Source organism: Bradyrhizobium iriomotense (assembly GCF_018129405.1).
Lineage (GTDB): Bacteria > Pseudomonadota > Alphaproteobacteria > Rhizobiales > Xanthobacteraceae > Bradyrhizobium > Bradyrhizobium iriomotense_B.
In genome coordinates this window covers 12,390-38,905 of the sequence record NZ_JAFCLP010000022.1, presented here as the reverse complement: position 1 = coordinate 38,905, position 26,516 = coordinate 12,390, and the positions used below count along the sequence as shown (strand labels likewise).

The following is a 26,516-nucleotide window of genomic DNA, read 5'->3' as shown; positions in this document are numbered from 1 at the left end:
CCTGAAACGAAAAACGCCCGGCTTGGCCGGGCGTTTTTTATTGGGTGTCGGAGCTATTCGCCGCCGCCGAAGCGGCGGGACCACCAGCCGGCGCGGCGCGGAGCGGCCGGCGTCTCACTGGCTGCTTCCGGCGCGGGCTCAGGTGCCGGCGCGGGCGGAGCAACCGGCTCCGGCGCTGCCGCAACCGGTGTTGCCGGCTCGCTCGCGCTGTTCGACAGGAAGCTCACCTTTTCCCGGACCGTGGAGCGGCGCCGCGCGGACTTGTCGTCGGCGGGTTCTTCTTCCACTGCAGCGACAGCGGGAGCCTGCTCGGGCTGCGCCGGTGCCTCAGCCTGCACCTCGGCGCGGGGCTCGGGCAGGCTGACCTGTTGAGTGACTTGCGGCTCGGCAATGTGTTCGGCCTGCGCGATCGAGGGCGCAGCCTCACCGCCATTGCCGTCGAAATCGGCAACCGCATCGCTTGCTTCCGGCGGCGCGCTCGCGGCGAGCTCGTCGCTGATGGAGCCGGCGAGACCTTCCTCGTTACCGCCACGACGGCGGCGTCCACCACGGCGACCACGCCGGCGCCGGCGCTCGCCGCCGCCCTGCTGCTCGCCACGGGCTGCCTGTTCCTCGCCTTCCTCACCATCCTGCTCGGACTCGGCCTCTTCCTCGCCTTCGCCGGCGATCATCGCAGGCTCGGGCAGGGTCGGTGCCGCATCCTCGCGCAGCTCGCCCTCGCGCTGGCCACCGCGGCCGCGCCGGCGCCGGCGGCGCTTGCGGCGCTGACCGTCCTGCTCAGTGGCTGCCTCGCCGGCAGCCTGCTCCTCAGCGAGACCTTCGGTCTCCTCGGACTCGATCTCGGACTCCAGCTCCGAATCGAACTCCTCGTCGTCATAGGCGTCTTCGGCCAAGGGCGGCGGGCTCGCGGCCGCCTGCGCTGCGAGCAGCGCCTTGGCGGCTTCCAGCGTGTGCACCTGCTCGCCGCGGTCGATGAGGTAGGCCTGCGGGCCGCTGACGCTGGGATCCGCGATGATCGACAGCGTGACCTTGAAGCTGTTCTCGAGATCGCGCAGATGGCCGCGCTTGTGGTTCAGCACGTAGAGCGCAACGTCGGTGCGGGTGCGGACCACGAGATTGTGGGTCGCGCCCTTCATCAGGATCTCTTCGAGGCCGCGCAGCAGCTGCAGTGCCACCGAGGACACCGAACGGACGTGGCCGGTGCCGCCGCAATGCGGGCAGGGATCGGTCGAGCTCTCGAGCACGCTGGCGCGGATGCGCTGACGCGACATCTCCAAGAGGCCGAAATGCGAGATGCGGCCGACCTGGATGCGCGCGCGGTCCTGGCGCAGGCAGTCGGACAGCTTGCGCTCGACCGCGCGGTTGTTGCGCTTCTCGTCCATGTCGATGAAGTCGATGACGATCAGACCGGCGAGGTCGCGCAGGCGGAGCTGGCGGGCGACCTCTTCGGCCGCCTCCAGATTGGTCTTGAGCGCGGTGTCCTCGATATGGTGCTCGCGGGTCGAGCGTCCCGAGTTGACGTCGATCGAGACCAGCGCCTCGGTCTGGTTGATCACGACATAGCCGCCGGAGCGCAGCTGCACGGTCGGCGAGAACATCGCATCGAGCTGGCTTTCGACGCCCATGCGCGAGAACAGCGGCTGGCCGTCGCGATACTGCTTCACCGCGCTGACATTGGCGGGCATCAGCATCTTCATGAAGTCGCGCGCTTCGCGGTAGCCGCCTTCGCCGGCAACCTGGATCTCGTCGATCTCCTTGTTGTAGAGGTCGCGCAGCGAGCGCTTGATCAGCGAGCCTTCCTCATAGACGAGGGTCGGGGCCTGCGACTTCAGCGTCAGGTCGCGCACCGTCTCCCACATCCGGATCAGATATTCGAAGTCGCGCTTGATCTCGGGCTTGGTGCGGGAGGCGCCTGCGGTGCGCAGGATGATGCCCATGCCCTCGGGCACGTCGAGATCCTGCACGACCTCCTTGAGACGAGAACGATCCTGCGCGCTGGTGATCTTGCGGCTGATGCCGCCGCCGCGCGCGGTGTTGGGCATCAGCACGGCGTAACGGCCGGCGAGCGAGAGGTAGGTCGTCAGCGCCGCGCCCTTGTTGCCGCGCTCTTCCTTGACGACCTGCACCAGCATGACCTGGCGGCGCTTGATGACTTCCTGGATCTTGTACTGGCGGCGCGGGCGGAAGGTACGCTCCGGCACTTCCTCCAGCACGTCGTCGCCGCCGACGGATTCGACGACTTCCTCTTCGGCTTCCTCGCCGTCCTCGTCCTCGTCGTCCTCTTCACCGGCTTCGGCGGCCTCGGCATTAGGTGCCTCGGCGCTGTCGCCCGCGGCGTAGACGGCATCGGCCGGCTCCGTGGCTGACGTCACGGCTTCGGCGAGGGCCTCGGCGTGCGCTTCGGAGGCATAAGATTCGGAGGCTTGAGCTTCGACGGCCGGGGCCTCCTGCGGCTCGGCAACGGGCTCGCTCGCCACGACGGGTTCTGCGCCAACCGCGGCAACGGGCGCGGGCGTCTCCTCGGCATGATCATGGTCGTCATGATCGTGCTCGCGGTCATGACCATGGTCGTCATGATCGTGAGGGTGATCATCATCATGGGCGTGATGGTGGTCGTCATGTCCGTGATCATCGTGCTCGTGATGATCGTGCTCGCCGTGCTCCGCCTCGGTGTGCAGATGCTCGCCCTCGTGCGGAGCGCCTTCCGTGTACTCCGGGAGCGGCGCGCCCTCGACCGGCTGCGCGGCGGGATCGGCGCCGGCCTCGAGGCCCTCGACGATCTCGCTGCGCACGCGCTCGCCATGACCGCGACGGCGGGCATTGCGATGGCGCGAACGGCGGCGGCCGTGCGAGCGGTTCTCGCTCTCTTCCTCGGCCTCGCGATGGGCCTGCTCCTCGGCCTCGATCAGCGCCTGCCGGTCGGCGACCGGGATCTGGTAGTAGTCGGGATGGATTTCGCTGAAGGCGAGGAAGCCGTGGCGATTGCCGCCATATTCGACGAAGGCGGCCTGGAGCGAGGGTTCGACCCTTGTGACCTTGGCGAGGTAGATGTTTCCGCGCAGTTGCTTGCGTTGCGCGGTCTCGAAATCAAACTCTTCGACGCGATTGCCGCGGACCACGACGACCCGGGTCTCTTCCGGGTGGGTGGCATCGATCAACATCTTGTTGGGCATGTCTTAACTCTTGGCGGCGGCGGGCGCGATCGACCGTGGGCGCGATGTGCGCTGCCGGGTGACGCGACGGTCCACCTGATTCGGGGGTGAGGGGAAGGCCGAAACGCCGTCTCTCGCGCCTTGCCGAATCGGAAGCCTCAGGACCACAGCGGCGCGCGGGATTGTCACTCCGCAGCGTCGCGAATGATCCTTCAGAGTTCGTCGGCACAGTCTGGCGCATCAAGCGTCGGCCCGTATGAAACATTGGGCGGCGGGGCCGCCCCTCAATCAGTTGCTGCTGGCCAGGCATGGCGCGAGCGCGCTCGCCTTGGGGATCACGAACCGTCCCCTTGGGATCAAGGGACCGGGTAATGGGTTACGTCGCTGTCAGAACCGTCCCGGAAGTGGTAACCGGGAACCGTCCGCCGCCGGGGCTTGACCCCGCTCCGCCTCGCTGCCGCGCACCGCGCTGGTCTTAGAGGGGAACGGAAAACGCTGGAATTCCCAAACCTTGGGAGCTCCGGCGCTGCACCGGGAGGCTGAATGCGACACAACCGGAAATATCGGCCGTCAGCATTCCGTACATACGAGGAATGGACCATCGGTGCAAGGGAGCGTCGCACGGCGGTCACAGTCAGCGGGTTTCGCGAATCCGTCATTAAGGATCGATTAACCCTGCGGTTCTATTGCGTTAAACAAGCTGCTCGGAGGCACGGAAATCGGTGGCGAGCCGCGCAAAACAAAGGGTCTTGCTGGGATGTGCGTTATTGTGCGCTGCAGCATTGCCATGTGCCGATTCCTCGCGCCTGAGCGCAGCTGAGAGTCGGCCGCAACCCGCTGCTGCGGCGTCGAATTTTCCAATCGCCTCGGCCGCCCGGCTGGCTGGCGATGGCAAGCAGACCCGCTTCATCCTCGACATCGACCAGACCGTGACGTTCCGCGCCGTGACGCTCGCCGACCCGTACCGGGTGGTGGTGGACGTCCCGCAGGTCAATTTTCAGCTCCCCGCCGGTACCGGCGCGGCGGGGCGGGGCCTGGTCAAGGCCTTCCGCTACGGGCTCGTCATGCCCGGCGGCTCGCGAATCGTGTTCGACCTGACCGGGCCGGCCAAAATCGCCAATTCCTATGTGGTGGAGGCGGCCAACGGCCAGCCGGCCCGGCTGGTGCTCGAGCTGGAGGAGGTGGACCGCACCGCCTTCGTGCAGTCGCTCGCCCCCGAAAACCGCCCCGACCTGCGGCCTGCGGTCGCCGATGCACCGCCTGCAACTGTTCCCGCGGCGGCCCCGGACACGGCGCAGCAGAAGGCCGATGGCCGGCCGGTCGTCGTGATCGATCCCGGCCATGGCGGCATCGACAACGGCACGCAGTCGAGCGGCGAGAGCGAGAAGAACCTGGTGCTGGCCTTTGGCCGGGCGCTGCGCGACCGGCTGGACAAGGCCGGCAAGTATCGCGTGGTGATGACGCGGGACGACGACACCTTCATCCCCCTCAATGACCGGGTCAAAGTCGCCCGCAACCTCAAGGCCGCGCTGTTCGTCTCGATCCATGCCGACGCGCTGCCGCGGGCCGAGGGCGACGCGCAGGGCGCCACCATCTATACGCTGTCGGACAAGGCCTCCGACGCCGAGGCCCAACGACTGGCCGACGCCGAAAACCGCGCGGATGCGATCGCCGGCTTCAACCTCGCGGAGGAGCCGACCGATGTCGCCGACATCCTGATCGACCTGACGCAGCGAGAAACCCGCACGTTTTCAAACCGTTTTGCCCATGTGCTGATGGGCGAAATGAAGTCGACGGTGCGGATGCACAAGCATCCGCTGAAGTCGGCCGGTTTCCGGGTGCTGAAGGCGCCCGACGTGCCGTCGGTGCTGGTCGAGATCGGCTATGTCTCGAACAAGGGCGACCTCGAGCACCTGGTGTCCGAGGGCTGGCGGTCCAAGGCCGTTGGCTCGATGGCGCAGGCCATTGACGGGTTCCTGGCCAAGCGGCTGGCGACCGCGGGATCGTCGAACTGACGACCCTGGGATCGTCAAACTGACGACCGGGGGATCGTCGAATTGACGACCCTGGGATCGTCAAGCTGACGACCCGGGGATCGTCGAATTGAAGAAGGGTTTTCCCGTCCCGCCGCAAAGGCCCTAGTTTGGCCACAGCGGACGCTTTATAAAAAATGCCGCAGGGGGTTCCGGAATCGGAGAGAATCCCGTTCGGCAAGCGTCTTTAGGCCCAGTCTTGATGTGATTGCGTAGGCCGGTGAATTCGCGACGTGAGGTTGGCGCCAGTTTGGGGTGCCAGTTTTTAGGTCCTATGGGGCTGATACTGGGCTGATCCAGAGTTTGAACGGATAAACACATAATGCGCTTGCTGGTGCGGTTCATGGGCTTCCTGTTCGCCGCGGGAACAGTGGTGTTCCTTGTCGGTGTCGGGGCCGTGGCAGGCCTGATCTGGCATTTCTCCAAGGACTTGCCGGATTACTCTCAGCTTCAGGATTACGAGCCGCCGGTGATGACGCGTGTGCACGCGGTCGACGGTTCGCTGCTCGGCGAATACGCCAAGGAGCGGCGGCTGTATCTGCCGATCCAGGCGGTGCCGAAGCTCGTAATCAACGCCTTCCTCGCGGCCGAGGACAAGAATTTCTACGAGCATGGCGGCATCGACTACACCGGCATGGCCCGCGCCGGATTGCTCTACCTGCAGAACTACGGCTCCAACCGCCGTCCGCAGGGTGCGTCCACGATCACCCAGCAGGTCGCCAAGAACTTCCTGCTGACCAACGAGGTCTCCTTCGCCCGCAAGATCAAGGAAGCCTTGCTGGCGATGCGCATCGAGAAGACCTACTCGAAGGACAAGATCCTCGAGCTGTACCTGAATGAGATCTATCTTGGCCTCGGCGCCTACGGCATCGCGGCTGCCTCGCTGGTCTATTTCGACAAGTCGGTGAACGAGCTGACTGTGGCGGAAGCGTCCTATCTGGCGGCACTGCCGAAGATGCCGGCGACGCTGCATCCGGTCCGCAACCGCGACCGCGCCGTCGAGCGCCGCAACTACGTCATCGACCGTCTCCTGGAGAACGGCTGGATCAAGCAGGCCGACGCCGACAAGGCGCGCAAGGAGCCGCTGGCCGTGACCAACCGTTCCAACGGTGCCCACACCTTCGCCGGCGAATATTTCGCCGAGGAGGTCCGCCGCGACATCTTCGAGCGCTATGGCGAGAAGAAGCTGTACGAGGGCGGTCTCTCCGTCCGCACCACGCTCGATCCCAAGATCCAGGTCATGGCGCGCAAGACCATGGTCTCGGGCCTCGTGAACTATGACGAGCAGCAGGGCTATCGCGGCGCCATGAACAAGCTCGATATCTCGGGCGACTGGGGCGTGAAGCTCGCCGAGATCAAGTCGCTGTCGGACATCTCGCCATGGCGCATGGCGGTGGTGCTGGAGACCAGCGACCAGTCGGCGCGCATCGGCTTCCAGCCGAGCCGCGAGCTCGGCGGTGCCGTGAGCAAGCAGCGCGAGACCGGCCTCGTCACGCTCGACGGCGTGCGCTGGGCAAGGGCGGCCCAGGGCAACGCCAAGGGCAAGACACCGACGTCGGTGGCGCAGGTGCTTGCGCCCGGCGACGTGATCTATGCCGATCCGCTCTACACCAAGGAAGGACAGCCGGTCGAAGGTCAGTACCGGCTGCGCCAGATCCCCGAAGTGTCCGGCGCGATGGTGGTGATGGATCCCTGGACCGGCCGCGTGCTCGCGATGGTCGGCGGCTTCTCGTTCGACCAGAGCCAGTTCAACCGCGCTACGCAGGCCTACCGGCAGCCGGGTTCGTCGTTCAAACCGATCGTCTATTCGGCCGCGCTCGACAACGGCTACACGCCCTCGACCGTCGTGCTCGACGCGCCGATCGAAATCGACCAGGGCCAGGGTGCCGGCGTATGGCGGCCGGAAAACTTCTCCTCGGGCAAGTTCCAGGGGCCGGTGACACTGCGCAACGCGCTGCGGCAGTCGCTCAACACCGTGACGGTGCGCCTCGCGCAGGATATCGGCATGCCCCTGATCGGCGAATATGCCCGCCGCTTCGGCGTCTATGACGAGCTGCCGAACTATCTCTCCTACGCGCTCGGCGCCGGCGAGACCACGGCGATGCGCATGGTCACGGCCTATTCGATGCTCGCCAATGGCGGCCGCCGCGTGAAGCCGACCCTGATCGACCGTATCCAGGACCGTTACGGCCGCACCATCTTCAAGCACGACCAGCGCGAATGCCGCGGCTGCGACGCACCGGGCGGGTGGAAGAACCAGCCCGAACCGCAGCTGATCGACCGCCGCGAGCAGGTGCTGGACTCCATGACCGCCTATCAGATCACCGAGCTGATGGAAGGCGTCGTGCAGGCCGGTACCGCGACCGTGGTCAAGGAGGTCGGCAAGCCGATCGCCGGCAAGACCGGCACCACCAACGAGGCCAAGGACGCCTGGTTCGTCGGTTTCTCGCCCGACGTCGCCGTCGCGATCTATATGGGCTACGACAAGCCGCGTGCGCTCGGTAAGGGCAACGCCGCGACCGGCGGCCATCTGGCTGCGCCCATCGCGCGCGATTTCCTCAAGCTCGCGCTCGCCGACAAGCCCGCTGTTCCGTTCAAGGTGCCCGCCGGCATCAAGCTCGTCCGCGTCGTCGCCAAGACCGGTATGCGTGCCGGCCCCGGCGAGACCGGCGGAACCATCCTCGAAGCCTTCAAGCCGGGCACGGCGCCACCGGATAATTATTCGGTCATCGGCGTGGCCGACGCCGATGGGCGCGTCGGCATCCCGGCGTCGCAGCAGCAGCAGCCGGATTCCGGCTTCCTCATCCGGCCGGGCACCGGCGGGCTGTGGTAGCGGATAACGCCTGATACGGGCGAGGGGGGCGGTTGCGCTTTCGCGCCGCCGCCGTTACATCCCCCAACGCGCGACGAGTTATCGCGCTTTAGTTTTTTTGCGCATGATCTTTTCGGGAAACCGCTGCACACTTTCCCGGATCATGCGCCAGACCAGAGAACGTCATGCGCGCCGAAATCGAACGGTTGGTAGAAGAGATCAAGCAGTCAGTCGGGCTGCTGAGGAGGCATCTTTGACGTCGAGAAATCGACGGCACGCCTCGCCGAGCTGAACAAGCTCGCAGAAGATCCCAACCTCTGGAACGATCCCCAGAAGGCCCAGAAGCTGATGCAGGAGCGCACCTCGCTCGAGGATTCGCTGTCCGGCATCGGCAAGGTCGAGCAGGAGCTCGAAGACGATATCGGCATGATCGAGCTCGGCGAGGCCGAGGGCGATGACGGCGTCGTTGCGGAAGCCGAAGCTGCACTGAAGAACCTGAAGAAGGAAGTCGCGCGGCGCGAGCTCGAGGCGCTGCTCTCGGGCGAGGCCGACCGCTTCGATTCCTATCTCGAAGTCCATGCCGGCGCCGGCGGCACCGAAAGCCAGGACTGGGCGCAGATGCTCTTGCGCATGTACACGCGCTGGGCCGAAACGCACGGCTTCAAGGTCGAGTACCTCGAAGAGTCCGAGGGCGAAGAAGCCGGCATCAAGTCGGCGACCATCCAGGTCTCCGGTCACAACGCCTATGGCTGGCTGAAGACCGAAGCCGGCGTGCATCGCCTCGTGCGCATCTCGCCGTTCGATTCCAACGCGCGGCGGCACACCTCGTTCTCGAGCGTGCAGGTCTTCCCGGTCATCGACGACAGCATCAAGATCGACATCAAGGAATCCGACGTCCGCACCGACACCATGCGTTCGGGCGGTGCCGGCGGCCAGCACGTCAACAAGACCGAATCCGCGGTGCGCCTGACGCACATCCCGACCGGCGTCGCCGTGGTCTGCCAGGCCGGCCGCTCCCAGCACAAGAACCGCGCCCAGGCCTGGGACATGCTGCGCGCGCGCCTCTACGAGATCGAGCTGAAGAAGCGCGAGGAGAAGGCCGCCGCCGACCAGGCCGCCAAGACCGATATCGGCTGGGGCCACCAGATCCGCTCCTACGTGCTGCAGCCCTACCAGATGGTGAAGGATCTGCGCACGGGCGTACAGACCTCCGACACATCAGGCGTGCTCGGCGGCGATCTCGACGAGTTCATGGCCGCAACCTTGGCGCAGCGCGCCTTCGGCACCACCAGCGGCGACATCGAGGACGTGGACTAGCATGCCCCGCGTCGCCTTCATCGGGCTTGGACGGATGGGCCACGGCATGGCCGGCCGTTATCTCGATGCCGGCTTCACGGTGACGCTGTGGAATCGCAGCAAGCCCAAGGCGGAAGACCTGATCGCCCGCGGCGCGCATTGGGCGACCTCGCCTGAGGACGCCGCGATCGATGCCGATGCGGTCGTGACCATGGTTGCCGACGACGAGGCCTCGCGCGCGGTCTGGCTTGGGCCCGATGGCGCGGCGAAGACGGCGAAGGCCGGCACCATCGCGATCGAATGCTCCACCGTCTCCTATGACCATGCCCGCGAGATGGGCCGCGAACTCAACGCGCGCGGGCTCATCTACATCGACTGTCCCGTGACGGGCTTGCCCGATGCGGCAGCCGCCGGAAAGCTCACGCTGCTCGCCGGCGCCGATGCCGCCGATCTCGAACGCGCGCGCCCGTTCCTCGAACCGATCGGCTCGACCATCCGCCATTTCGGCGCAGTCGGCTCCGGTACGGTCTACAAGCTCATCAACAATCTCATGGGCGCGATCCAGATCGCCGGCCTGGCCGAGGGCCTTGCCATCGCCGAGCAGGCCGGGCTCGACATGAACCTCGTGCTGGAATCGATCCAGGCGGGCGTCACCGCGAGCCCCCAGGTGCAGCGTCACTCCAAGCGCATGGTCGCCCGCGATTTTTCCGGCGCGACCTTCACCGCGGCGCTGCGGCACAAGGATGCCGCCTATGCCGTCAAGCTCGCCGAGAGTCTCCTGGCCGGCAAGCCGCTGGTCGCGCGCGCCGCGGTCGAGGCCTACGCGCAGGCGAAAGCGGTGATTCCGGATGACGATGAAGGCAGGATGATCGAGCTGGTGTCGCGGCCGAAGAAGTCGTCTTAAGCCGGGCACATCCATATGGGGCAGCCGTGTTTGCCCCATCTCTTCCGCACGCGGGAATTCCAAATTTCATCGGAGATCGGGTGGCTTTGCCTGCAGCGCTGGCTTAGGCGGCAGGTCGGATCACCGATGTGAGACGCCATGCCTGCGAAAGACAACCGGATCGACGCGCGAGACTGGTCGCTGCTCGCGGTGCTCTCCGTCCTCTGGGGCGGCTCGTTCTTCTTCAACGGCGCGGCCTTGCGGGAATTGCCGCCGCTGACGCTGGTGTTCTTGCGCGTCGCGCTCGGCGCCGTCATTCTGTTTCCGCTGCTGCGCGCACAAGGCATCGGCCTTCCCAAGGGAACGGCCGGCTGGAAGCCGTTCTTCGCGATCGGACTGCTCAACAATGTCATCCGTTCTCGCTGATCGTGATCGGCCAGACCTTCATTCCGAGCGGACTGGCGTCGATCCTGAATGCCACCACGCCGCTGTTCACGGTGATCGTCATGGCCGGCGCTGGTGAGGAGACCTTGCAGATGCGGCGCCTGGCCGGCGTTGCGCTGGGGCTTCTCGGCGTGGTCATTCTGCGCGGATGGGGCATCGAGACGAGGCAGGGGCAGGGGCTCGGCATCCTGCTTTGCCTCGGCGGGGCCTTCAGCTACGGCTTTGCGGCACTGGCGGCGCGGCGGCTGTTGAAGGATTCTCCGCCGATTGGCACCGCTACATTCCAACTGATGGCGTCCACGCTGATGATGGCGGTCGTCGCCGGCGTGGTCGAGCAGCCGTGGCGTCTGCCGATGCCGGGCGTCGCGACCTGGCTCGCGGTGCTTAGCCTCGCCGCGCTTTCAACGGCGCTGGCCTACATGGTCTTCTTCCAGATCATCCGGCGCTCGGGCGCGACCAATGTCATGCTGGTGACGCTGCTCATTCCCGTCACCGCCATCCTGCTGGGCTGGCTGGTGCTGGGCGAGCCGATCTCCATGCGCGAGATCGCGGGTGCCATCGTCATCGGCAGCGCGTTGCTGGTGATTGACGGGCGCGCGCTCGGTTTGCTGCGTCGCGTCGCGTAAGTTCCGCACCAACGTTTCACCTCGCGGAAAATCACGCCGCTTGCCAGCGGCAAGCCTGCTTGCGACACTCCCGACAAAACAAGACTGCAAAACATAGGGGAGAGACCAATGCCGGGTCGTCGCGCAAGCCTTGCTGCCCTCGTCCTGCTTGCTGCCGCAGTGCTGGTCACGACACCGGCCTCGGCGCAGAAAAAATACGACCCCGGCGCTTCCGACACCGAAATCAGGATCGGCAACATCATGCCCTATAGCGGGCCGGCGTCGTCCTATGGCGTGATCGGCAAGACCGAGGCCGCCTTCTTCAAGATGATCAACGACCAGGGCGGCATCAACGGGCGCAAGATCAACTTCATCAGCTATGACGATGCCTATTCCCCGCCGAAGGCGATCGAGCAGGCGCGCAAGCTGGTCGAGAGCGACGAGGTCCTCCTGATCTTCCAGGCGCTCGGCACGCCCTCGAATTCCGCGATCATGAAATACATGAATGCCAAGAAGGTGCCGCAGCTCTTCGTCGCCTCCGGCGGAACCAAGTTCGGCGACCCCAAGAATTTCCCGTGGACCATGGGTTTCCAGCCGAACTACCAGAGCGAGGGGCGGATCTACGCAAAGTACATCCGCGACAATTTTCCGAACGGCAAGATCGCTGTGTTCTGGCAGAATGACGATGCCGGCAAGGACCAGTTCAAGGGCCTGAAGGACGGGCTCGGGGACAAGGCGAGTATGATCATCGCCGACAAATCCTACGAGGTCAGCGATCCCTCGATCGACTCGCAGATCGTCGCCCTGCACGATTCCGGCGCCGACATCTTCTTCTCATGGGCCGCGCCGAAAGGCTCGGCGCAGGCGATCCGGAAGGTCGGCGAGCTCGGCTGGAAGCCGAAATTCTTTCTCGCCAACACCGCGACCTCCGTCGCCTCGGTGCTCAAGCCCGCCGGGCTCGACTATTCCAAGGACATCATCTCGACGATCTATTTGAAAGACCCAACCGATCCGACCTGGGATAAGGATCCAGCCGTGATCAACTGGCGCGCGTTCATGGACAAGTATTATCCTGACGGGGACAAGACCAACTCCAACAACGTCTATGGCTATGTTCAGGCCGAGGCGATGACCCAGGTCCTGAAGCAGTGCGGCGACAATCTCACCCGCGAGAACGTCATGAAGCAGGCCGCCAACCTGAAGAACTTCCACGCCGACCTGATGCTGCCGGGCATCATGGTCAACACTTCGCCCGACGACTATTTCCCGATCGAGCAGATGCAGCTGATGCGCTTCAATGGGCAGGCCTGGGAGCTGTTCGGCGACGTCATCACCGGCGAGGTCGGCCACGAGCGCAGCCAGTAGTCACTTCTGACTGCTGGCCTTGGCCTTCAGGACCATGCCGCCGACAACGCCGACACCGAGCACATACATCCAGCCCTCGTGGAAATCGAACAGATGCGAGTTGAGCAGCGAGCTCGCGATGTTCTGCACGACAGCGGCGAGGCCGATCCAGGCGGCAAGGCCTTCGCCCAGGAACAGGCGAAGATGGGCGATCCACATGGCGTAGAGCAGGACGACGCCCAAAAGCCCCCATTGCATCGCGACGTTGAGGGTCTGGTTGTGCGGGTTGCTGACGACCTCGGCCGCGAGGCTGCTTTCGCTGGCGGCGGCGCGCTCGAACTGGCGCTTGATCGAGCCGGTGCCGTGGCCGATCAGAGGCGCCTCGGTGAAGGCGTGGAGCGCCTTGCGCCAATAGGTCAACCGCTGCGCGGTCGAGGCGTGGCTGATGTCCTCATGGCCGTGGCGGTATTCGATTGCGATGTCGGTGATGCGCTGGCGCAGATAGGGCGACGTCGTCCAGGCCAGCGCACTTGCCGAGACCGCACCCGCAAGCAGGACCAGCGTCGCCCGCCGGTTCAGATGCTCCCACGCAAACAGGGCGAGCAGCACTGCGATGCAGAGCAGGGCGGTACGGGCCGCGGCGACGAACACCATGTTGGTGACGAACAGCAGGATCAATGCCATGCAGACGAGAGTTGCGACCGCGCGTCCGCCGCGCCAGAAAGTCAGCGTCGGCAGCGCAAGCGCAAAGGCGCACAGCGTGAACTCCTGGCTCTGGTCGATGTAGTTCTTGACGGGCACGCCTGACGACGCCGTCGCGGTGATCTTCCAGGCCGGGTTGAGCAGCACGATCCAGGAGAACACGGCAAGCAGCGCGCAGGAGGCGAGAAAGGCGATGCAGACGTGGAAGCCGCGCTCGGACCGGCTGAAATGGTAGAGCAGCGGCGGAATCAGCACGAGCTTTGCGACCGGCTTGATCGCATGCAGCCGGTCCGCCCAGGCCCCCTCCGACCACAGCGTGCCAACAAGCGCGAGCAGCAGGAGTGCGAAGGGCAGGGCGAACGCCGGGCGCGTTAGCTCACGCGCATAGTCGCGCCAGGCGATGGTCGGCGTCACCGCGAGCAGCCAGAGCCCGACGAAGATCGAAGGCGCCGTTGTCGACCAGGGCAGCGATGCCGCGATCAGGATGACGAGCACATCTGCCGCCCGGAGCAGCGCGGCCGGGTTGCGCCAGGTCCGCCATCCCTTCCGGTCGCCCCGCCGATCGGCAGGGCCGGACCACGTCGCGGATTCGGCCGTCATCCGTACGACGCAAGCGGTGAGGCGACCAGCCTTTCCGCGGGCACCTGGCGGCCGAGGAAATCGCGGGCCTGGGTCTCGTAGCCGAAACGCTTCGCAAGCTCGTGGCGCCGCGCCCGGATCTTGCCGCGCCACTCCTCCTGCCGCGTCAGCACGCGGGTGACGGAGGCGGCAATCGAGTCCGTCGAGTACGGGTCGAAATAGTCGGCGAGCTCGCCCGCGACCTCGCGGAAGACGGCAATATCCGAGCACAGCACCGGCGTGTTCGCGGCCAGCGCCTCGATGATCGGCACGCCAAAACCTTCGGCAAGGCTCGGCATGATCAGGCCGTGCGCCTCCGCGATCAGGGCGGCCTTCTCCTGCTCGTCGACATAGCCGGCGAAGCGGACGTTGGGCGGCAGGTTGCGCATCCGGCTGATCTCGCCGGCATAGCCGATCACGACGAGATCGGCCTGGGGCACGCCACGGAAGGCGCGGACGACGGCGGCGACGTTCTTGCGCGGCTCGTTCGAGACGATGACGACGAAGCTCGGCCGCCCCGGACGCCCCGACGGGGCTGGAAGGTGCAGGACATCCGGGGCGTCGAACCGGGTGCGGGGATACACGACCCGCGCCGGTACGTGCGCAAATTGCGGCAACAGTTCCCTGAACCGCATCATGCTGTAGTTTGAAACGAAGGCGAGCTCATCGGCCTGGCGCAGGCTGGTGCGGATTCGCGCCAGGAACTGCCGTGTGGCGATGTCGCTGAGCTTGAGATCGGTGAGCGGCAACAAATCGTGGACGACGCAGATCACCTTGGCGTCCGGCCTGCGCTTGATTGCCACGCGGGTCGGGGTGTCCACGACGATCACGTCGTAGTCGCGCGCGTCGATCCGCGGCGGCGGCAGCAGGAAGAAGGCCGAGGAGTCCTGATAGTTGAAGAATCCGGGCTCGAGCTGAAAGTCGCCGAACAGTTCGAGATGGCTCAGATCCGGCGGGATGTATTCGAGCGCGGCGGGCCAGTTCTCGATCAGCCGCGCGTTCAGGCCACGCAGGCCGATTGCGCGCAGCAGGCAGAGGACGTTGTCCCGCGACAGCAACATGCCGACCCTGTGGCGGAGCCAGTCGAACTTGCGGCGCGTGCCGCTGAGCGTCACCGGTCCGCCCACGTTGATTTCGTCAAGGAAGCGATAAAGCGCGAGCAGCTCGATGTTGCGGGACTGCGCCGCGAACAGCTTCGTGCGCCGCTCGCGCCGCAACAGCTTGCGGTAGCGCTTCGAGGTCTCCACCAGCAGCGTGAGTTGGTGGCCCTCCGCGGCGAGCGACCGGACCAGCTCCCGCGTAAAATGGAAGATGCCGCGCTTGTGGTTGGGCTGTCCGAGCGACTCGGAGACGACTAGGATGTTCTGTTTCATGCGCGTTTGAGCTCAAAAGGGTGTGTTGCCGGCGGCTCCACCGTGACGGTCGAGGCGATGCGGCCGTGATCGAGGTTGATGATGCTGGTGCAGGTGCGGCGCAGCAGCGGCTGGTCGTGCGAGGCGATGATCACGATCGCCGCCTGCGACACCATGTTCAGCAGCCGCTCCTGTGCTTTCTCCGCAAAGTGCTCGTCGACCACGCTGAGCCATTCGTCGAGCAGGAGGATGTCGGCCGGAAAGGCGGTCGCGGTCGCAAACAACACCCGCATCAGCATTCCCGAGGAGAACATCCGCAACGGCAGCCGCTGCATGCGGGGCTCGAGCTCGGTGAAGGCCCAGATCTCGTCGATCACAGCGCGCGTCGGCTTGCGGCCGCTGATCCGCAGCAGCAGCGCGATGTTGTCCTCCGCCACGAAATCGAGGTTGACGCCGGCGTTGAGGCCGAGCAGGGGCACGACGTTGCCCTGCAGCGCGATGCTGCCGCTGCTCGGCGGATAGACGCCGGCAATCAGCCGCAGCAGCGTCGACTTGCCGGAGCCGTTGGGACCGGCGAGCCCGATGCGGCTGCCTGCTTCGGCCTCGATCGTGACATTGTCGACGGCCCGGATCGTCCGCATCTCGCCCGGCTCGCGGATGAGATGGCCGAGCAGCCGGCGCTTCAGCGAGAAGTCGTAGGCGCCGTAGAGCGGATAATCGAGGCAGACGTTGCGGAGAGTGACCCTGACCATGCGTCAGATCCAGAATGCGGCTTTGCGCAGGTGGACCAGCGTCAGCGCGCTCGCAAAGACCAGGAGCGCCAGTGCGACGAGGACGTAGACGATGCTGACGGGATCGACAGCGCCGCCGGCCAGCGGCTCGCGCCACACCGCGAACAGATGCGTCAGCGGATTGAGCCGCATCACGGTCGAGCGGTGGTTGATCATGTCGGACGACCAGATCACGGGCGAAGCCAGAAAGGCGAGCATCAGCGTGGATTCGATGATCGGCTTGAGGTCGCGATAGCGGGTCGCCATTGCGCCCAGAACGAGGCTCAGGGCGAAGGTGCAGGCGACGAACAGCAGGAGACCGGGCAGCGCCGCCAGCGCGTGAGAGAGGTCGTGGGGCGAGAAGATGAGCCACAGCAGCAGCGGAACACAGGCGTTGTGGAGTGCGAACAGGGCCTGACGGAACGTGCACTGCAGGAGGAAGATCACGGGCGGCAGCGCCCGGTCGCGGATCAGGCTCGCAGAGTTCTGGAGCGCCGTGGTCGCGTCCAGCACCACGCCGTTGAGGAAGGTCCAGGCCGTCATCGACAGCGCCAGCATCGGCAGGCGCGCCAACATGCTGGTGTTCGACATCTGGCCGATCACCGAGCCCAGCACGACGACCACGATCGCCATCTGGAGCGACATCCAGAACGGGCCGAGCAGTGAGCGCACGTAGCGGTGCCGCATGTCGGACCAAGCCAGCGCCGCCGCGATCCGGACCGTGTCCAGCCAGCCGGTCGCCTGCGGCGGCTCGGCGGTCGCAGGTCGCTCCTCGCTGGAGGCGGCGACGGCGTTGCGGTAGACGGTCTCCATGCCCTGCTTGAAGGCCGTGGCCGAATAGCGGGAGAGGGTGCGCGTGCGCGCCGCAAGTCCCATGCGGCGGCGGCGCTCGGGATCGCGGATCAGGGTGTCGATGGCCTCACCCAGCTTCTCGGCATCGCCCGGCGGCACGGTGATCGCCTCCATGCCGTGGCGGGCGACGCGCGGCACAGCCGTGTCGAGCGCCGTATTCACGACCGGGCGGCCGGCAGCCATGGCCTCGAGCTGGACGAGACCGAAAGTCTCGGCATTGGTCACTGACGGCATCACGAAGACGTCGGCCAGGCACATCAGCTTGATGCGTTCGCAATCGTTGACGGAGCCGAGCAGACGGACGCGGTCGCCGAGGCCGAGCTCCTGGATCAGCTGCTCGAGCCGCGGCCGCTCGGCGCCCTCTCCGATGATCCAGGTCTCGAAATTGTGCGAAGCCGCGGCGCGGATGAGCACGTCAAAACCCTTGTAGGGAACAAGCCGGCCGCAGGCGAGCACGAGCCGGCCGCGGTCGTTGACGTGATGCGGCTCGATCTTCGGCCAGTCATAGCCCGACGTGTCGATGCCGAACGGCACGACGTGGCACTTGTCCTCGAATTCGCGCAGCAGCGGCGTGTTGTCGACCAGCACGTGGTCCGAGACGATGATCGCCTTGGCGCGCCGCAGCGTCCGCCGCATCAGCGGCTCGATGAACCAGCGCAGGCCGGCATGGGTGACGATGTCGGCGTGCCAATGCACGACCAGCGGCCGCCTGGCGCCGAATCCGAAGGCGAAGACGAGGTCCGCCAGCGGGAAGGGGGCGTGGAGCGCAAGCAGGTCGTGCTCGGCGCTTCTGCGCCAGAGACGCCAGGGATAGGTCGGGGCGGCGGGCAGCGACAGCACGTTGCCGAACGAGCGCACGCGCTCGACCGGCACGTCGTTGACGACGATCTCGCGCCGCTCGGCCGATTGCGAACAGGCCAGCACGGCGGAGGAGAAAGAATCCTTCAGGCTCGCGCAGATGTCGCGGATTACCGTGAGCGTGCCGCCGAACAGGTCGGGATAGTAGATCTTGAAGATGTGCAGCACCGACGGACGGCGCGGGGTTTCGCTGGTGTGATGCATGATCGCGGTCAGCCTGCGAGAAGCGCCGCGACGAACGGTGCGGCCAGCACCGAGATGAAGATCACGCCGCGCAGCAGCGCGGGCAGCATCGGCTCGATGGCGCCGTGGCCCCAAGCGGGAGCCGGCACGGCACGCGGTGAACTGGAAATGCGGACCAAGCGGTCAGCCATGGGTGTGAGTCCCTTTACGTCGCGCCCCTCAGTGGGCGTTCCGTATATGTGGGAAAATTTACCACGTCAATCGGCAAACAGGAAAAAGTGGGATTGTGTCCCACGCCGTGGATCGCTACAATTCAGACATGAATGCCAAGCCCGGGTCGAAAGCAGCGGCACCACAGCCGAATGCCGCCGCGAAGCTGCACGCGCCGCTGGCGCGGCTGCTGCGCCCGCTGGTGCGACTCTGCATCCGCAGCGGCATGACCTTTCCGGCGCTGGCGCAACTGCTTCGCGAGCTCTTCGTCAACGTCGCCGAGCATGATTTTGCGCTGGAGGACAAAGAGCAGACCGACAGCCGCGTCAGCCTGCTCACCGGCATTCATCGCAAGGAGGTGGCGCGGCTGCGCGGCGCGGGGGCGCCGGTGCATGAAGCCCCGGCGGCGGTGTCGCTGACCAGCGCCGTGATCGCGCGCTGGCTCGCCGCGCCCGAGTTCACCGACGCGAAGGGCGAGCCGCTGGCGCTGCCGCGCACGGCGGAAGGCGATGCGCCGTCATTCGAGCAGCTCGTCGCCTCCGTGACCAAGGACGTGCGCCCGCGCGCGGTGCTCGACGAATGGATCGACCGCAGGCTCGTCACCATCAACGGAGCCGACGAGATCGAGCTGGTCGAAGCCGCCTTCGTCCCATCAGGCGAGGACGACAGCAAGTGGCATTATCTCGGCCGCAATCTGCACGACCACATCGCGGCCGCCGCGCAGAATGTCGCGGATGGGCCGCGCTTCCTCGAACGCGCGGTGCACTACAACAACATCTCGCCGAAGCTGGCGCGGCGCCTCGAGGCGCGCTCGCGCGAGCTCGCCATGGACGCGCTGAAGACGGCCAACCGCGAGGCCAACCGGGCGCTCGCCAAGGACAAGGGCGGTGACGCCCGCTGGAATTTCGGCATCTACATCTACAGCGAGGACGCCGACGAGGAGAGCGAGACGAAGGAAAGCGGCAAGGAAAACGGCAAGGAAGGCGGCAAAGAGGGCGGTTCATGAGCCGGCCGCCGCTGATCTCCCGCCGTCTGCTGTTGATGGGGTTCTGGCTGGCCGGCACCGCGATGGCCCGCGCGCAGGTCAAGCGCGGCACTGATCAGGGCATCGGCGGCACCGGAATCACGCGCGGCGATGATCACGGCATCGGCGGTACCGGCATCGTCGGCGTGATCCAGCGCTTCGGCAGCATCTACGTCAACGGCGAGCGCGTGACCTATGCCAGCGACGTTCCGGTCCGTATCGACGGCGAGCCGGCCAGCGCCAATGCGCTGCGCATCGGCCAGCTCGCGCGCGTGGTCGCAACCCGGCAGGCCGACGGCACGCTGGTGACGCGCAACATCGCGATCGCGAGCGAGGTCGCAGGGCCGATCGAGCAGGTGAAGGGCAACGAGCTGACGGTGCTCGGCCAGAAGGTCGTCACAGGCGACAAGGAGAGCAAGCTCCGTGCGGGCGCGCAGGTCGCCGTTTACGGCCTGCGCCGCACCGATGGCGTCATCGTCGCAAGCCTGGTCGAACCCCGGCGCGACGCGGTTGCGCGCGTCACGGGCCTCGTCGAGCGCGGACCTGAGGGTCTGCATATCGGCGGCTTGAGGCTGAACGGCATCGATCCGCTGCTGGTCGGCCAGCGCGTCCAGATCGAGGGCAGCGCGGCCCAGGGCGCGATGCAGGCCGCCCGCACGCGGATCGACGATTTCTCGGACCTCGTCGGTGCGAGCCGGCTGTCGATCGAGGCCTATGTGCAGCGGGCGGGCGCCAACCTCCAGCTCGGCTCGGGGCTGATCGCCCGCGATGGCTCACGCTTCGGGCCTGCGGCGGGCGAAGCGCGCATGGTGGTCAACGGCGTGTTCGATCGTTCGCGCGGCCTCCAGGTGGATTCGGCGAAGGCCATCGGCCAGGGGCCGGGAGCACCTTCGCCCGGCGGCGGCGGCGGTCCCGGCGGCCGGTCGCCCGGTGGTTCAATCCTGCATCCGAACAGGGGCACGCCGACTCCGGGCGGCGGTCCACCTGGCGCGCCGGGCGGCGCTCCTGCGCCCGGATCGAGCCCCGGCACAACGCCCGGCTCGGCGCCGTCAGGTCCTGGCGGCCCGTCAGGCCCGGGCGGACCCGGTTTCCCCGGCGGCCCGATGGGGCCCGGCGGCGGCATGGGTGGTGGCGGCTTCGGCGGTCCCGGCGGCGGAATGGGCGGCGGCCGGCGCTGACGACAACGTGGACCGAAACAAAATGGCGCGGGCTTAGCCCGCGCTGAGGCGCACGCCAGCGCGCAAGAACTTCTGCGGGTCGACCGCTTCGCCGTCGATGCGGGTCTCGTAATGCAGATGCGGACCGGTAGAGCGGCCGGTCGAGCCGACGAGACCAACGACTTGGCCGATCTTCACGATCTCGCCGACCTTGACGCTGATCTCGGAGAGATGGCCGTAGCGGGTCGAGAGACCATTGCCGTGGTCGACCTCGACCATACGGCCGTAGCCGCCGGACCAGCCGGCCGAGACCACCTTGCCATAGGCGGTGACGCGGACGGGATCGCCGGTTGCGGCGCGGAAGTCGAGGCCGGTGTGCATCGCGGGCCGGCCCAGGAAGGGATCGCTGCGCACGCCGAAACCGGAGGTGAACTCGACCTCGCCGATGACGGGCTTGCGATATGGCACCAGCGCCAGCGTGCGATTGAGACGATCCATCTCGGCGCGCGTCGTGTTGATGCGATTGAGCTGCTTCTCGAACGGCCCGGCATTGGCCGTCAGTTTGACGGGGACGAACGGTCCGCCCATCGCGCTGCGCGGCACGGCGGCTTCGAGACTGGCGAGGTTGAGGCCGAGATCGCTGACGACGCCGCGCATCCGGCGCATGCGCGAATCCATGCCGTCCTCGACGGCGCTGAGCGCGGCCATCTGGCGGCGCTCGACCTGGTCGAGCGAGGTCGTGAGCCGGACCAGGACATTGTCGAAACCCTGGTTCTTGGCGAATTGGCTGGTCGGCGGGGCCAGGACGGCAGGCGCGCGCGATTCGAGTCGTGCTTCGCGATCCGGCGGCGCCACGAAGATCACGGTGTCGCTGATCGGCGACGGTTTTGGCGTGCCCAGTATCGTGCCCTGGCTCGAATCGCCACGCTGCGGCGCCGCGCGGGGGATCGATCCGGTCACGTCAGGCATGGCGCCCAGCGCCGTCGCCCGGGACTCCAGCGCCGTCTGGCGCTTCATGATCTGGTCGAGCTTCTGGTCGAACTGCTCCTGGTCGAGCAGCTGGCGGCTGGTGGTGCGATCGACCTTGGCACGCAGCTCGGCGATACGGTCTTCATAGGCGTATTGCATCTCGGCCTGGCGGGCGATCAGCCGGGTCAGGACGTCGTCGCGGAAAGCGAAATAGGTGGCGGTTGCGGCCGACCACAGGCCGAGCAGCACGATGGTGCCGACCACGATCCAGAACACGACCGGGCCGAGGCGGACCTGCTTGCCGTGATGGACAATGGTGTAGGCGTCATCGGCGTCGGGCAGGGGAAGCGCGGCGGCCGCCGCGACGGCGACAGGACGCCGATGAAAGGCCCGTCCGTGGTCGTGAGGATGATGTTGGGGGTACTGCGAATATTGGGCAGAACTTTTCGACATCGGCACTCCCGGCGCCGGTCGGATGGGTTCCTTGCGGCCTAATTGCCGCAGCAATCTGGGCCGGTCATGGTTAATTTTCCGGAAACGGAACCGCTAGAACTTAACGGGCTGGTTAAAGACTTCTTGCCGCTTCCAGCACCTGATCGGCATGGCCGTCGACCCGCACGTTGCGCCAGACCTTGGCGATTTTGCCATCGCTTCCGACCAGCACCGTGGTACGAAGAATCCCGAGGAATCTCTTGCCGTACATGGATTTTTCGCCCCAGGCGCCATATGCCTCAAGCATCTCGTGCTTCTCGTCCGAGATCAGGGGCACGCCGAGGCTGTGCTTGTCGCGGAACTTCTCCTGGGCCTTTAACGAATCCGCGGAGACGCCGAGCACGGCGGTGCCGGCGTCGGCGAAGGCACCTGCAAGGCGCGTGAAGTCGATGGCCTCCCGGGTGCAGCCGGGGGTGTCGGCGCGGGGGTAGAAGAACAGGACGAGCTTCTGGCCGGCATAGTCCGACAGCGTCGCCACCCCGCCGCCATCGCGGGGCAGGCGGAAGGCGGGCGCCTTCTGACCTTCGGTCAGGACTGGCTTCGCCGATTTGGAGGAATTTAACTGTTTCGATGCGGCCCCATGCGATGCTGTCTTTGCTATGGTTGCGGTTGATTTGCTGGCCGGTGTCCGCTGTGTTTTCGCGGCCTTTGTTTGAGTCGTTGCCCTGGATTTCGGGGCCTTCTTTTTAGCCGTTGGACTGCCGGAGGGCGTTTTGGACGATTTCTTTCGGGATTTCTTGGACATACGCCTTCCTTTCGACGCTTTCGGCGGGTCAACCGAAGCGGTATTGCAGCTCTCGTCCGGTGTGCCGGAATCGCGCCCTTGGCTGGGCAAGTCTGACGACGCCGGAGTATGGTTACAAGGAATTCCACGCACCACCCCACTGCTCGTTGAACGCGCTCCCGGGGCGAAATGACGAACAGCAGGAATATTCGAGGTATGGCGGCAGTGCCGGCGCAGGGGGCTTCGCGTCCCGTGGACGGCTGCGGTCCCGGCGGCGCTCAATCCTACGACGGGCGCCTGTATCGAGAGGCAATGGCAAGGAATACGTCGCCCCAGGATTACAATCGGGATTTCGATCGGCGCGGCGGTCAACCTGAGCCGCAGGAATGGGACGAGGCCGACTGGGATCCGGATCAGGAAGCGGCGGCGGGCCATCGGGCGCGCCGGTTGTTGTCGCGTTCCAATTCGGGCTTCCCTCGCTTTGGTGACGGGTTCGGGTCGCTGCGCCGCTGGCTGGGCGGCGGTCGCTGGCTGAAGCGCATGGCTGTCGTCGTCGGCGCCCTCATCGTCATCTTCGTCGGCTGTTTCGGCGCGCTGTGGTGGCGGCTCGGCGCCGGACCCATCAATCTCGACATTGCGACGCCCTGGCTGGCCGCCGCCATCGAGGACAATATCGGCCATGGCAACACGGTCGAGGTCGGCGGCACCCAGATAGAGCGCGCCGGGCGGGTCCGTATCGCCGTGCGCATCCGCGACATCATCGTGCGCGACCGCGACCATGCCATCGTCGCCAGCGCCCCGAAGGCCGAGGTAAGGCTGTCGGGCGCGGGCCTGCTGATGGGCCACCTGCGCGCGGAAAGCCTCAACCTCGTCGACGCCGAACTCGCGATCCGCATCGCGCCCGACGGCACCGTCACGGTCTCGGCCGGCGACACCGCAAAACCGCTGGCAACCGGCGTCGCCTCCAAGAAGGATGCGGGACTGCCGCCGACATTCCCGCGCAACGGCGTTCCGCCGCCGCCATTCGCCACGGCGCCCGCGGGCCAGGATCCATCGCAAGGCGCGCCTCAGGCGAGCGCGCAGAGCGGAATTCTCCAGGGCCTCGACTGGCTCGACAGTCTGAGCATGACCGGCCTCGACGGCCAGAACCTCAACGAGATCGGTCTGAAGAACGGCAATCTGATCGTCGACGATCAGCAGCGCGGCAGCAAATGGAGCTTTGAGAACATCACGCTCAGCCTGCGCCGGCCGAGCCACGGCGGCGTCGCGCTCAGCCTCGGCGAGGAGGGGGCGCGGCCGTGGATGCTGCGCGCCACGATCGGTCCGGCCGAGAACGGCGTACGCTCGGTCGACATCAAGGCCGACAAGGTCTCGACCTCCAACATCCTGCTGGCGCTGCGGGTGAAGGATCTCACCTATACCGCCGACCTGCCGCTGACCGGCGAGCTCAAGGGCGAGCTCGGCCGCGACGGCGTGCCGACCTTCTTCCGCGGCAAGATCGCGGTCGGCGCGGGCAACATCATCGATACCGATACGCCCGACTATCCGATGGCGATCGATTCCGCCGAGATCAACGTCGAGTGGGACGCCAACCGGCGGGTGCTGGTCGCACCATTCAAGATCCTCTCCGGCGCCAACCGCCTGACGCTTCTGGCCCATCTCGAGCCGCCCAACGGCAACATCAACGACTGGCAGCTCGGCTTCAGCGGCGGATCGATCCTCCTCGGCGGCATCGACAACGAGCCGCCGCTGGTCTTCAACCGCATCGCGATCGGTTTCCGCTTCGACACCGACCACAAGCGCCTGTTGCTGACGCAGGCCGACATCTCCAACGGCGAGATCGGCGTCGCCGGCACCGGCGCCATCGACTATTCGGGCGAGCCGCGGCTCACGCTCGGCTTTGCGGGAACGCCGATGTCGGCCTCCGCGCTCAAGCGGATGTGGCCGACGCTGATCGTCCCCGAATTGCGCGAATGGGTGATCGAACGGATCGAGCGCGGCACGCTCCAGCGCATCGAGATCGGCATCAACTCGCCGACGCGCAATCTCCCGCGCAAGGGACCGCCGATCCCCGACGACGGCCTGTCGGTCAACATCGTCGCGAGCGGCGTCGCCGTCCGCCCCGTGGACGGCATGCCTGTCGTGCACGACGCCGATTTGAAGGCGCGCGTGACCGGACGCACGGCGACGGTGAATATCGGGCAGGGCATTGCCGACACCCCGGCCGGTCGCAAGATCACGATCTCCGACTTCACCTTCGAGGTGCCTGACATGGCGCCCAAGCCGTCGCCCTCGCGCACCAGATTCCGCGTCGACGGTCCCGTGCCTGCGGCGGCCGAAATGCTCTCGAACGATCGCCTGAGCGATCTGTCGGCGACCGTGGTCGATCCCAACACCAGCAAGGGCACATTCTCGGCGAACATCCAGCTCGGCATGCCGGTCAAGGGCGAATTGACCAAGTCCGACACGACCTATGCCGTCACCGCCGATCTCAACGGCTTTGCCGCCGACAAGCTGGTGATGGGCCAGAAGCTCGAGGCCAACAATCTGAAGATCGCCGCCAATAACCAGGGCTACCAGGTCAAGGGCGACGTCAAGATCAACGGGCAGGCTGCCTCGCTCGACTACCGCAAGCCGGCCGAGGGCGATGCCGACGTCAGATTGCAGGCGACGCTGGACGATGCGAGCCGCGCGCGCCTCGGCTTCGATCTCAGCCCCGCCGTCAGCGGCTCGCTGCCGATCAAGCTGTCGGGCAAGATCGCCGGCGGTCCGGACCAGACGACGAAGCTCGGCGTCGAGGCCGATCTGACCTCGGTCAAGCTCGACAATATCCTGCCGGGCTGGGTCAAGCTGCCGGGCAGGTCGGGCAAGGCCAGCTTCAAGGTGGTGCCGACCGCGCAATCGACCCGCTTCGAGGACATCATTATCGAAGGCGGCGGCGCCTCGATCAAGGGCTCGCTCGAGGTCGATCCGAATGGCGACCTCGTGAACGCGAACTTCCCGACCTATGCGCCGTCCGATGGGGACAAGGCGTCGTTGAGGGTCGAGCGCAGCCAGGATGGCGTGGTGCGCGGCACCATGCGCGGCGACGTGTTCGACGGCCGCGGCTTCCTGAAGTCGGCAATCTCAGGCAATTCCAAGGACGACAAGAGCAAGCTGAAGAATGTCGATTTCGACATCGACGTGAAGCTCGGCGCGGTCGCCGGCTTCAACGGCGAGGCGATGCGCAGCGTCGATGCCAAGATGTCCAAGCGCGGCGGCGCCATCAAGGCTTTCACGCTGAGCGGCAAGATCGGCCGCGATACGCCCGTTGCGGCTGATCTGCGCGGCGGCCGCGCCCAGGGCAACCGCGAGGTGATCTACCTCCAGACCAACGATGCCGGCGCGCTGCTGCGCTTCACCGACACCTACACCAAGGCGGTCGGCGGCCAGATGGTGGTGGCGATGGAGCCGCCGACCTCGGAGCCGAACACCTCGCGCGAGGGCCTCATCAACGTGCGCGACTTCACGGTGAAGGGCGAGGCGCAGCTCGAGCGCGTCGCCGCGGGCGCGCCGAACGGCACCGGCAACGGCGTCTCCTTCAGTGCGCTCCGCGCCGAGTTCATCCGCCAGAACGGCGCGCTGACGATCCGCGACGGCGTGGTCAAGGGTCCGATGATCGGCGCCACCATCGAGGGCTCGATCGACTATCCCGGCAATCAGGTGTGCATGAGCGGCACCTTCGTGCCGATGTACGGCTTGAACAACATGTTCGGACAGATTCCGGTGCTCGGGTTGTTCCTGGGGGCTGGCGACAAGGAGGGACTGATCGGCGTGACCTACGAGGTCGTCGGTACGCCGGCCGCGCCCGTGATGCGCGTCAATCCGGTCTCGGCCATGGTACCGGGTGTGTTTCGCAAGATCTTCGAGTTCAACACCGGCAAGCAGAACTCGCCGTTCGAGGAATTCCCGTCGCAGTCGAGCGATGGCTCGACCGGCTCGACGCGCCAGCTGTCGAGCGGCTGCACCCTCGCGCGGCGGCAGTAACGGGGACGTT

At 66.3% G+C, this 26,516-nt stretch carries 16 protein-coding genes and 1 pseudogene; 9 read left to right on the top strand and 8 right to left on the bottom strand.

Annotated features, from left to right (window positions below):
- Positions 1 to 53 precede the first annotated feature (53 nt).
- Positions 54 to 3,173 (bottom strand): Rne/Rng family ribonuclease, encoded by a 3,120-nt coding sequence (locus tag JQ592_RS31745; protein WP_211406670.1) that lies wholly within the window; start codon positions 3,171 to 3,173, stop codon positions 54 to 56.
- 701 nt (positions 3,174 to 3,874) lie between these two features.
- On the opposite strand from JQ592_RS31745, the gene JQ592_RS31740 reads away from it, so the two are divergent.
- The 6 genes and pseudogenes from JQ592_RS31740 to JQ592_RS31715 all read left to right on the top strand — a co-directional run bounded on the left by JQ592_RS31740 (position 3,875) and on the right by JQ592_RS31715 (position 12,590).
- Positions 3,875 to 5,167, top strand: coding sequence for an N-acetylmuramoyl-L-alanine amidase (locus JQ592_RS31740; protein WP_211406669.1), 1,293 nt, complete (start codon positions 3,875 to 3,877; stop codon positions 5,165 to 5,167).
- A gap of 340 nt (positions 5,168 to 5,507) precedes the next feature.
- Positions 5,508 to 8,018 (top strand): penicillin-binding protein 1A, encoded by a 2,511-nt coding sequence (locus JQ592_RS31735; protein WP_211406668.1) that lies wholly within the window; start codon positions 5,508 to 5,510, stop codon positions 8,016 to 8,018.
- Between the two features lie 164 nt (positions 8,019 to 8,182).
- A protein-coding gene (gene prfB, locus JQ592_RS31730; RefSeq protein ID WP_183239407.1) for a peptide chain release factor 2 occupies positions 8,183 to 9,314 on the top strand; the annotation gives its coding sequence in 2 pieces (ribosomal slippage) (positions 8,183 to 8,251 and positions 8,253 to 9,314; 1,131 coding nt in all).
- Between the two features lies 1 nt (position 9,315).
- Positions 9,316 to 10,197 carry an NAD(P)-dependent oxidoreductase gene (locus tag JQ592_RS31725; protein WP_211406667.1) on the top strand — a complete coding sequence of 294 codons (882 nt, stop codon included), beginning with the start codon at positions 9,316 to 9,318 and terminating at the stop codon, positions 10,195 to 10,197.
- A gap of 138 nt (positions 10,198 to 10,335) precedes the next feature.
- A pseudogene (locus JQ592_RS38860) lies at positions 10,336 to 11,246 on the top strand (DMT family transporter).
- A gap of 108 nt (positions 11,247 to 11,354) precedes the next feature.
- A complete protein-coding gene (locus JQ592_RS31715) occupies positions 11,355 to 12,590 on the top strand; it encodes an ABC transporter substrate-binding protein (RefSeq protein WP_211406666.1) in 1,236 nt (411 codons plus the stop codon).
- On the opposite strand, the gene JQ592_RS31710 is transcribed toward JQ592_RS31715, so the two are convergent.
- Genes JQ592_RS31710 through JQ592_RS31690 form a run of 5 tightly spaced genes read right to left on the bottom strand, consistent with a single transcriptional unit; the run spans position 12,591 to position 18,095 of the window.
- A complete protein-coding gene (locus JQ592_RS31710; protein WP_211406665.1) occupies positions 12,591 to 13,871 on the bottom strand; it encodes an O-antigen ligase family protein in 1,281 nt (426 codons plus the stop codon).
- Entirely contained in the window at positions 13,868 to 15,262 is a 1,395-nt protein-coding gene (locus tag JQ592_RS31705) for a glycosyltransferase family 4 protein (RefSeq protein ID WP_211406664.1), read from the bottom strand. The genes JQ592_RS31710 and JQ592_RS31705 overlap by 4 nt, the downstream gene beginning before the upstream one ends.
- A complete protein-coding gene (locus tag JQ592_RS31700; RefSeq protein WP_211406663.1) occupies positions 15,259 to 15,993 on the bottom strand; it encodes an ABC transporter ATP-binding protein in 735 nt (244 codons plus the stop codon). Before JQ592_RS31700 ends, JQ592_RS31705 begins: the two co-directional genes overlap by 4 nt.
- Before the next feature lie 3 nt (positions 15,994 to 15,996).
- Positions 15,997 to 17,925 (bottom strand): glycosyltransferase, encoded by a 1,929-nt coding sequence (locus tag JQ592_RS31695; RefSeq protein WP_211406662.1) that lies wholly within the window; start codon positions 17,923 to 17,925, stop codon positions 15,997 to 15,999.
- 8 nt (positions 17,926 to 17,933) lie between these two features.
- On the bottom strand, positions 17,934 to 18,095 hold the full coding sequence (locus JQ592_RS31690; protein ID WP_211406661.1) for a hypothetical protein: 162 nt from the start codon (positions 18,093 to 18,095) through the stop codon (positions 17,934 to 17,936).
- 128 nt (positions 18,096 to 18,223) lie between these two features.
- On the opposite strand from JQ592_RS31690, the gene JQ592_RS31685 reads away from it, so the two are divergent.
- A complete protein-coding gene (locus tag JQ592_RS31685; protein ID WP_211406762.1) occupies positions 18,224 to 19,120 on the top strand; it encodes a DUF6502 family protein in 897 nt (298 codons plus the stop codon).
- The gene (locus tag JQ592_RS31680) at positions 19,117 to 20,316 is read left to right on the top strand and encodes a DUF5666 domain-containing protein (protein WP_211406660.1); all 1,200 of its coding nucleotides are present in this window, start codon (positions 19,117 to 19,119) and stop codon (positions 20,314 to 20,316) included. Before JQ592_RS31685 ends, JQ592_RS31680 begins: the two co-directional genes overlap by 4 nt.
- A 33-nt stretch (positions 20,317 to 20,349) precedes the next feature.
- Here the strand turns inward: JQ592_RS31680 and JQ592_RS31675 are convergent, their stop codons facing one another.
- Both JQ592_RS31675 and JQ592_RS31670 read right to left on the bottom strand, forming a co-directional pair.
- Positions 20,350 to 21,717, bottom strand: a complete 1,368-nt coding sequence (locus JQ592_RS31675; RefSeq protein WP_211406659.1) for a M23 family metallopeptidase — start codon at positions 21,715 to 21,717, stop codon at positions 20,350 to 20,352.
- Positions 21,718 to 21,829: 112 nt separating this feature from the next.
- Positions 21,830 to 22,501: a peroxiredoxin gene (locus tag JQ592_RS31670; protein ID WP_211406658.1), complete on the bottom strand. Its 672-nt coding sequence runs from the start codon at positions 22,499 to 22,501 to the stop codon at positions 21,830 to 21,832.
- 195 nt (positions 22,502 to 22,696) lie between these two features.
- Between JQ592_RS31670 and JQ592_RS31665 the strand changes: the two genes are divergently transcribed.
- Positions 22,697 to 26,506, top strand: coding sequence for a YhdP family protein (locus JQ592_RS31665; RefSeq protein ID WP_211406657.1), 3,810 nt, complete (start codon positions 22,697 to 22,699; stop codon positions 26,504 to 26,506).
- Positions 26,507 to 26,516: the final 10 nt, after the last annotated feature.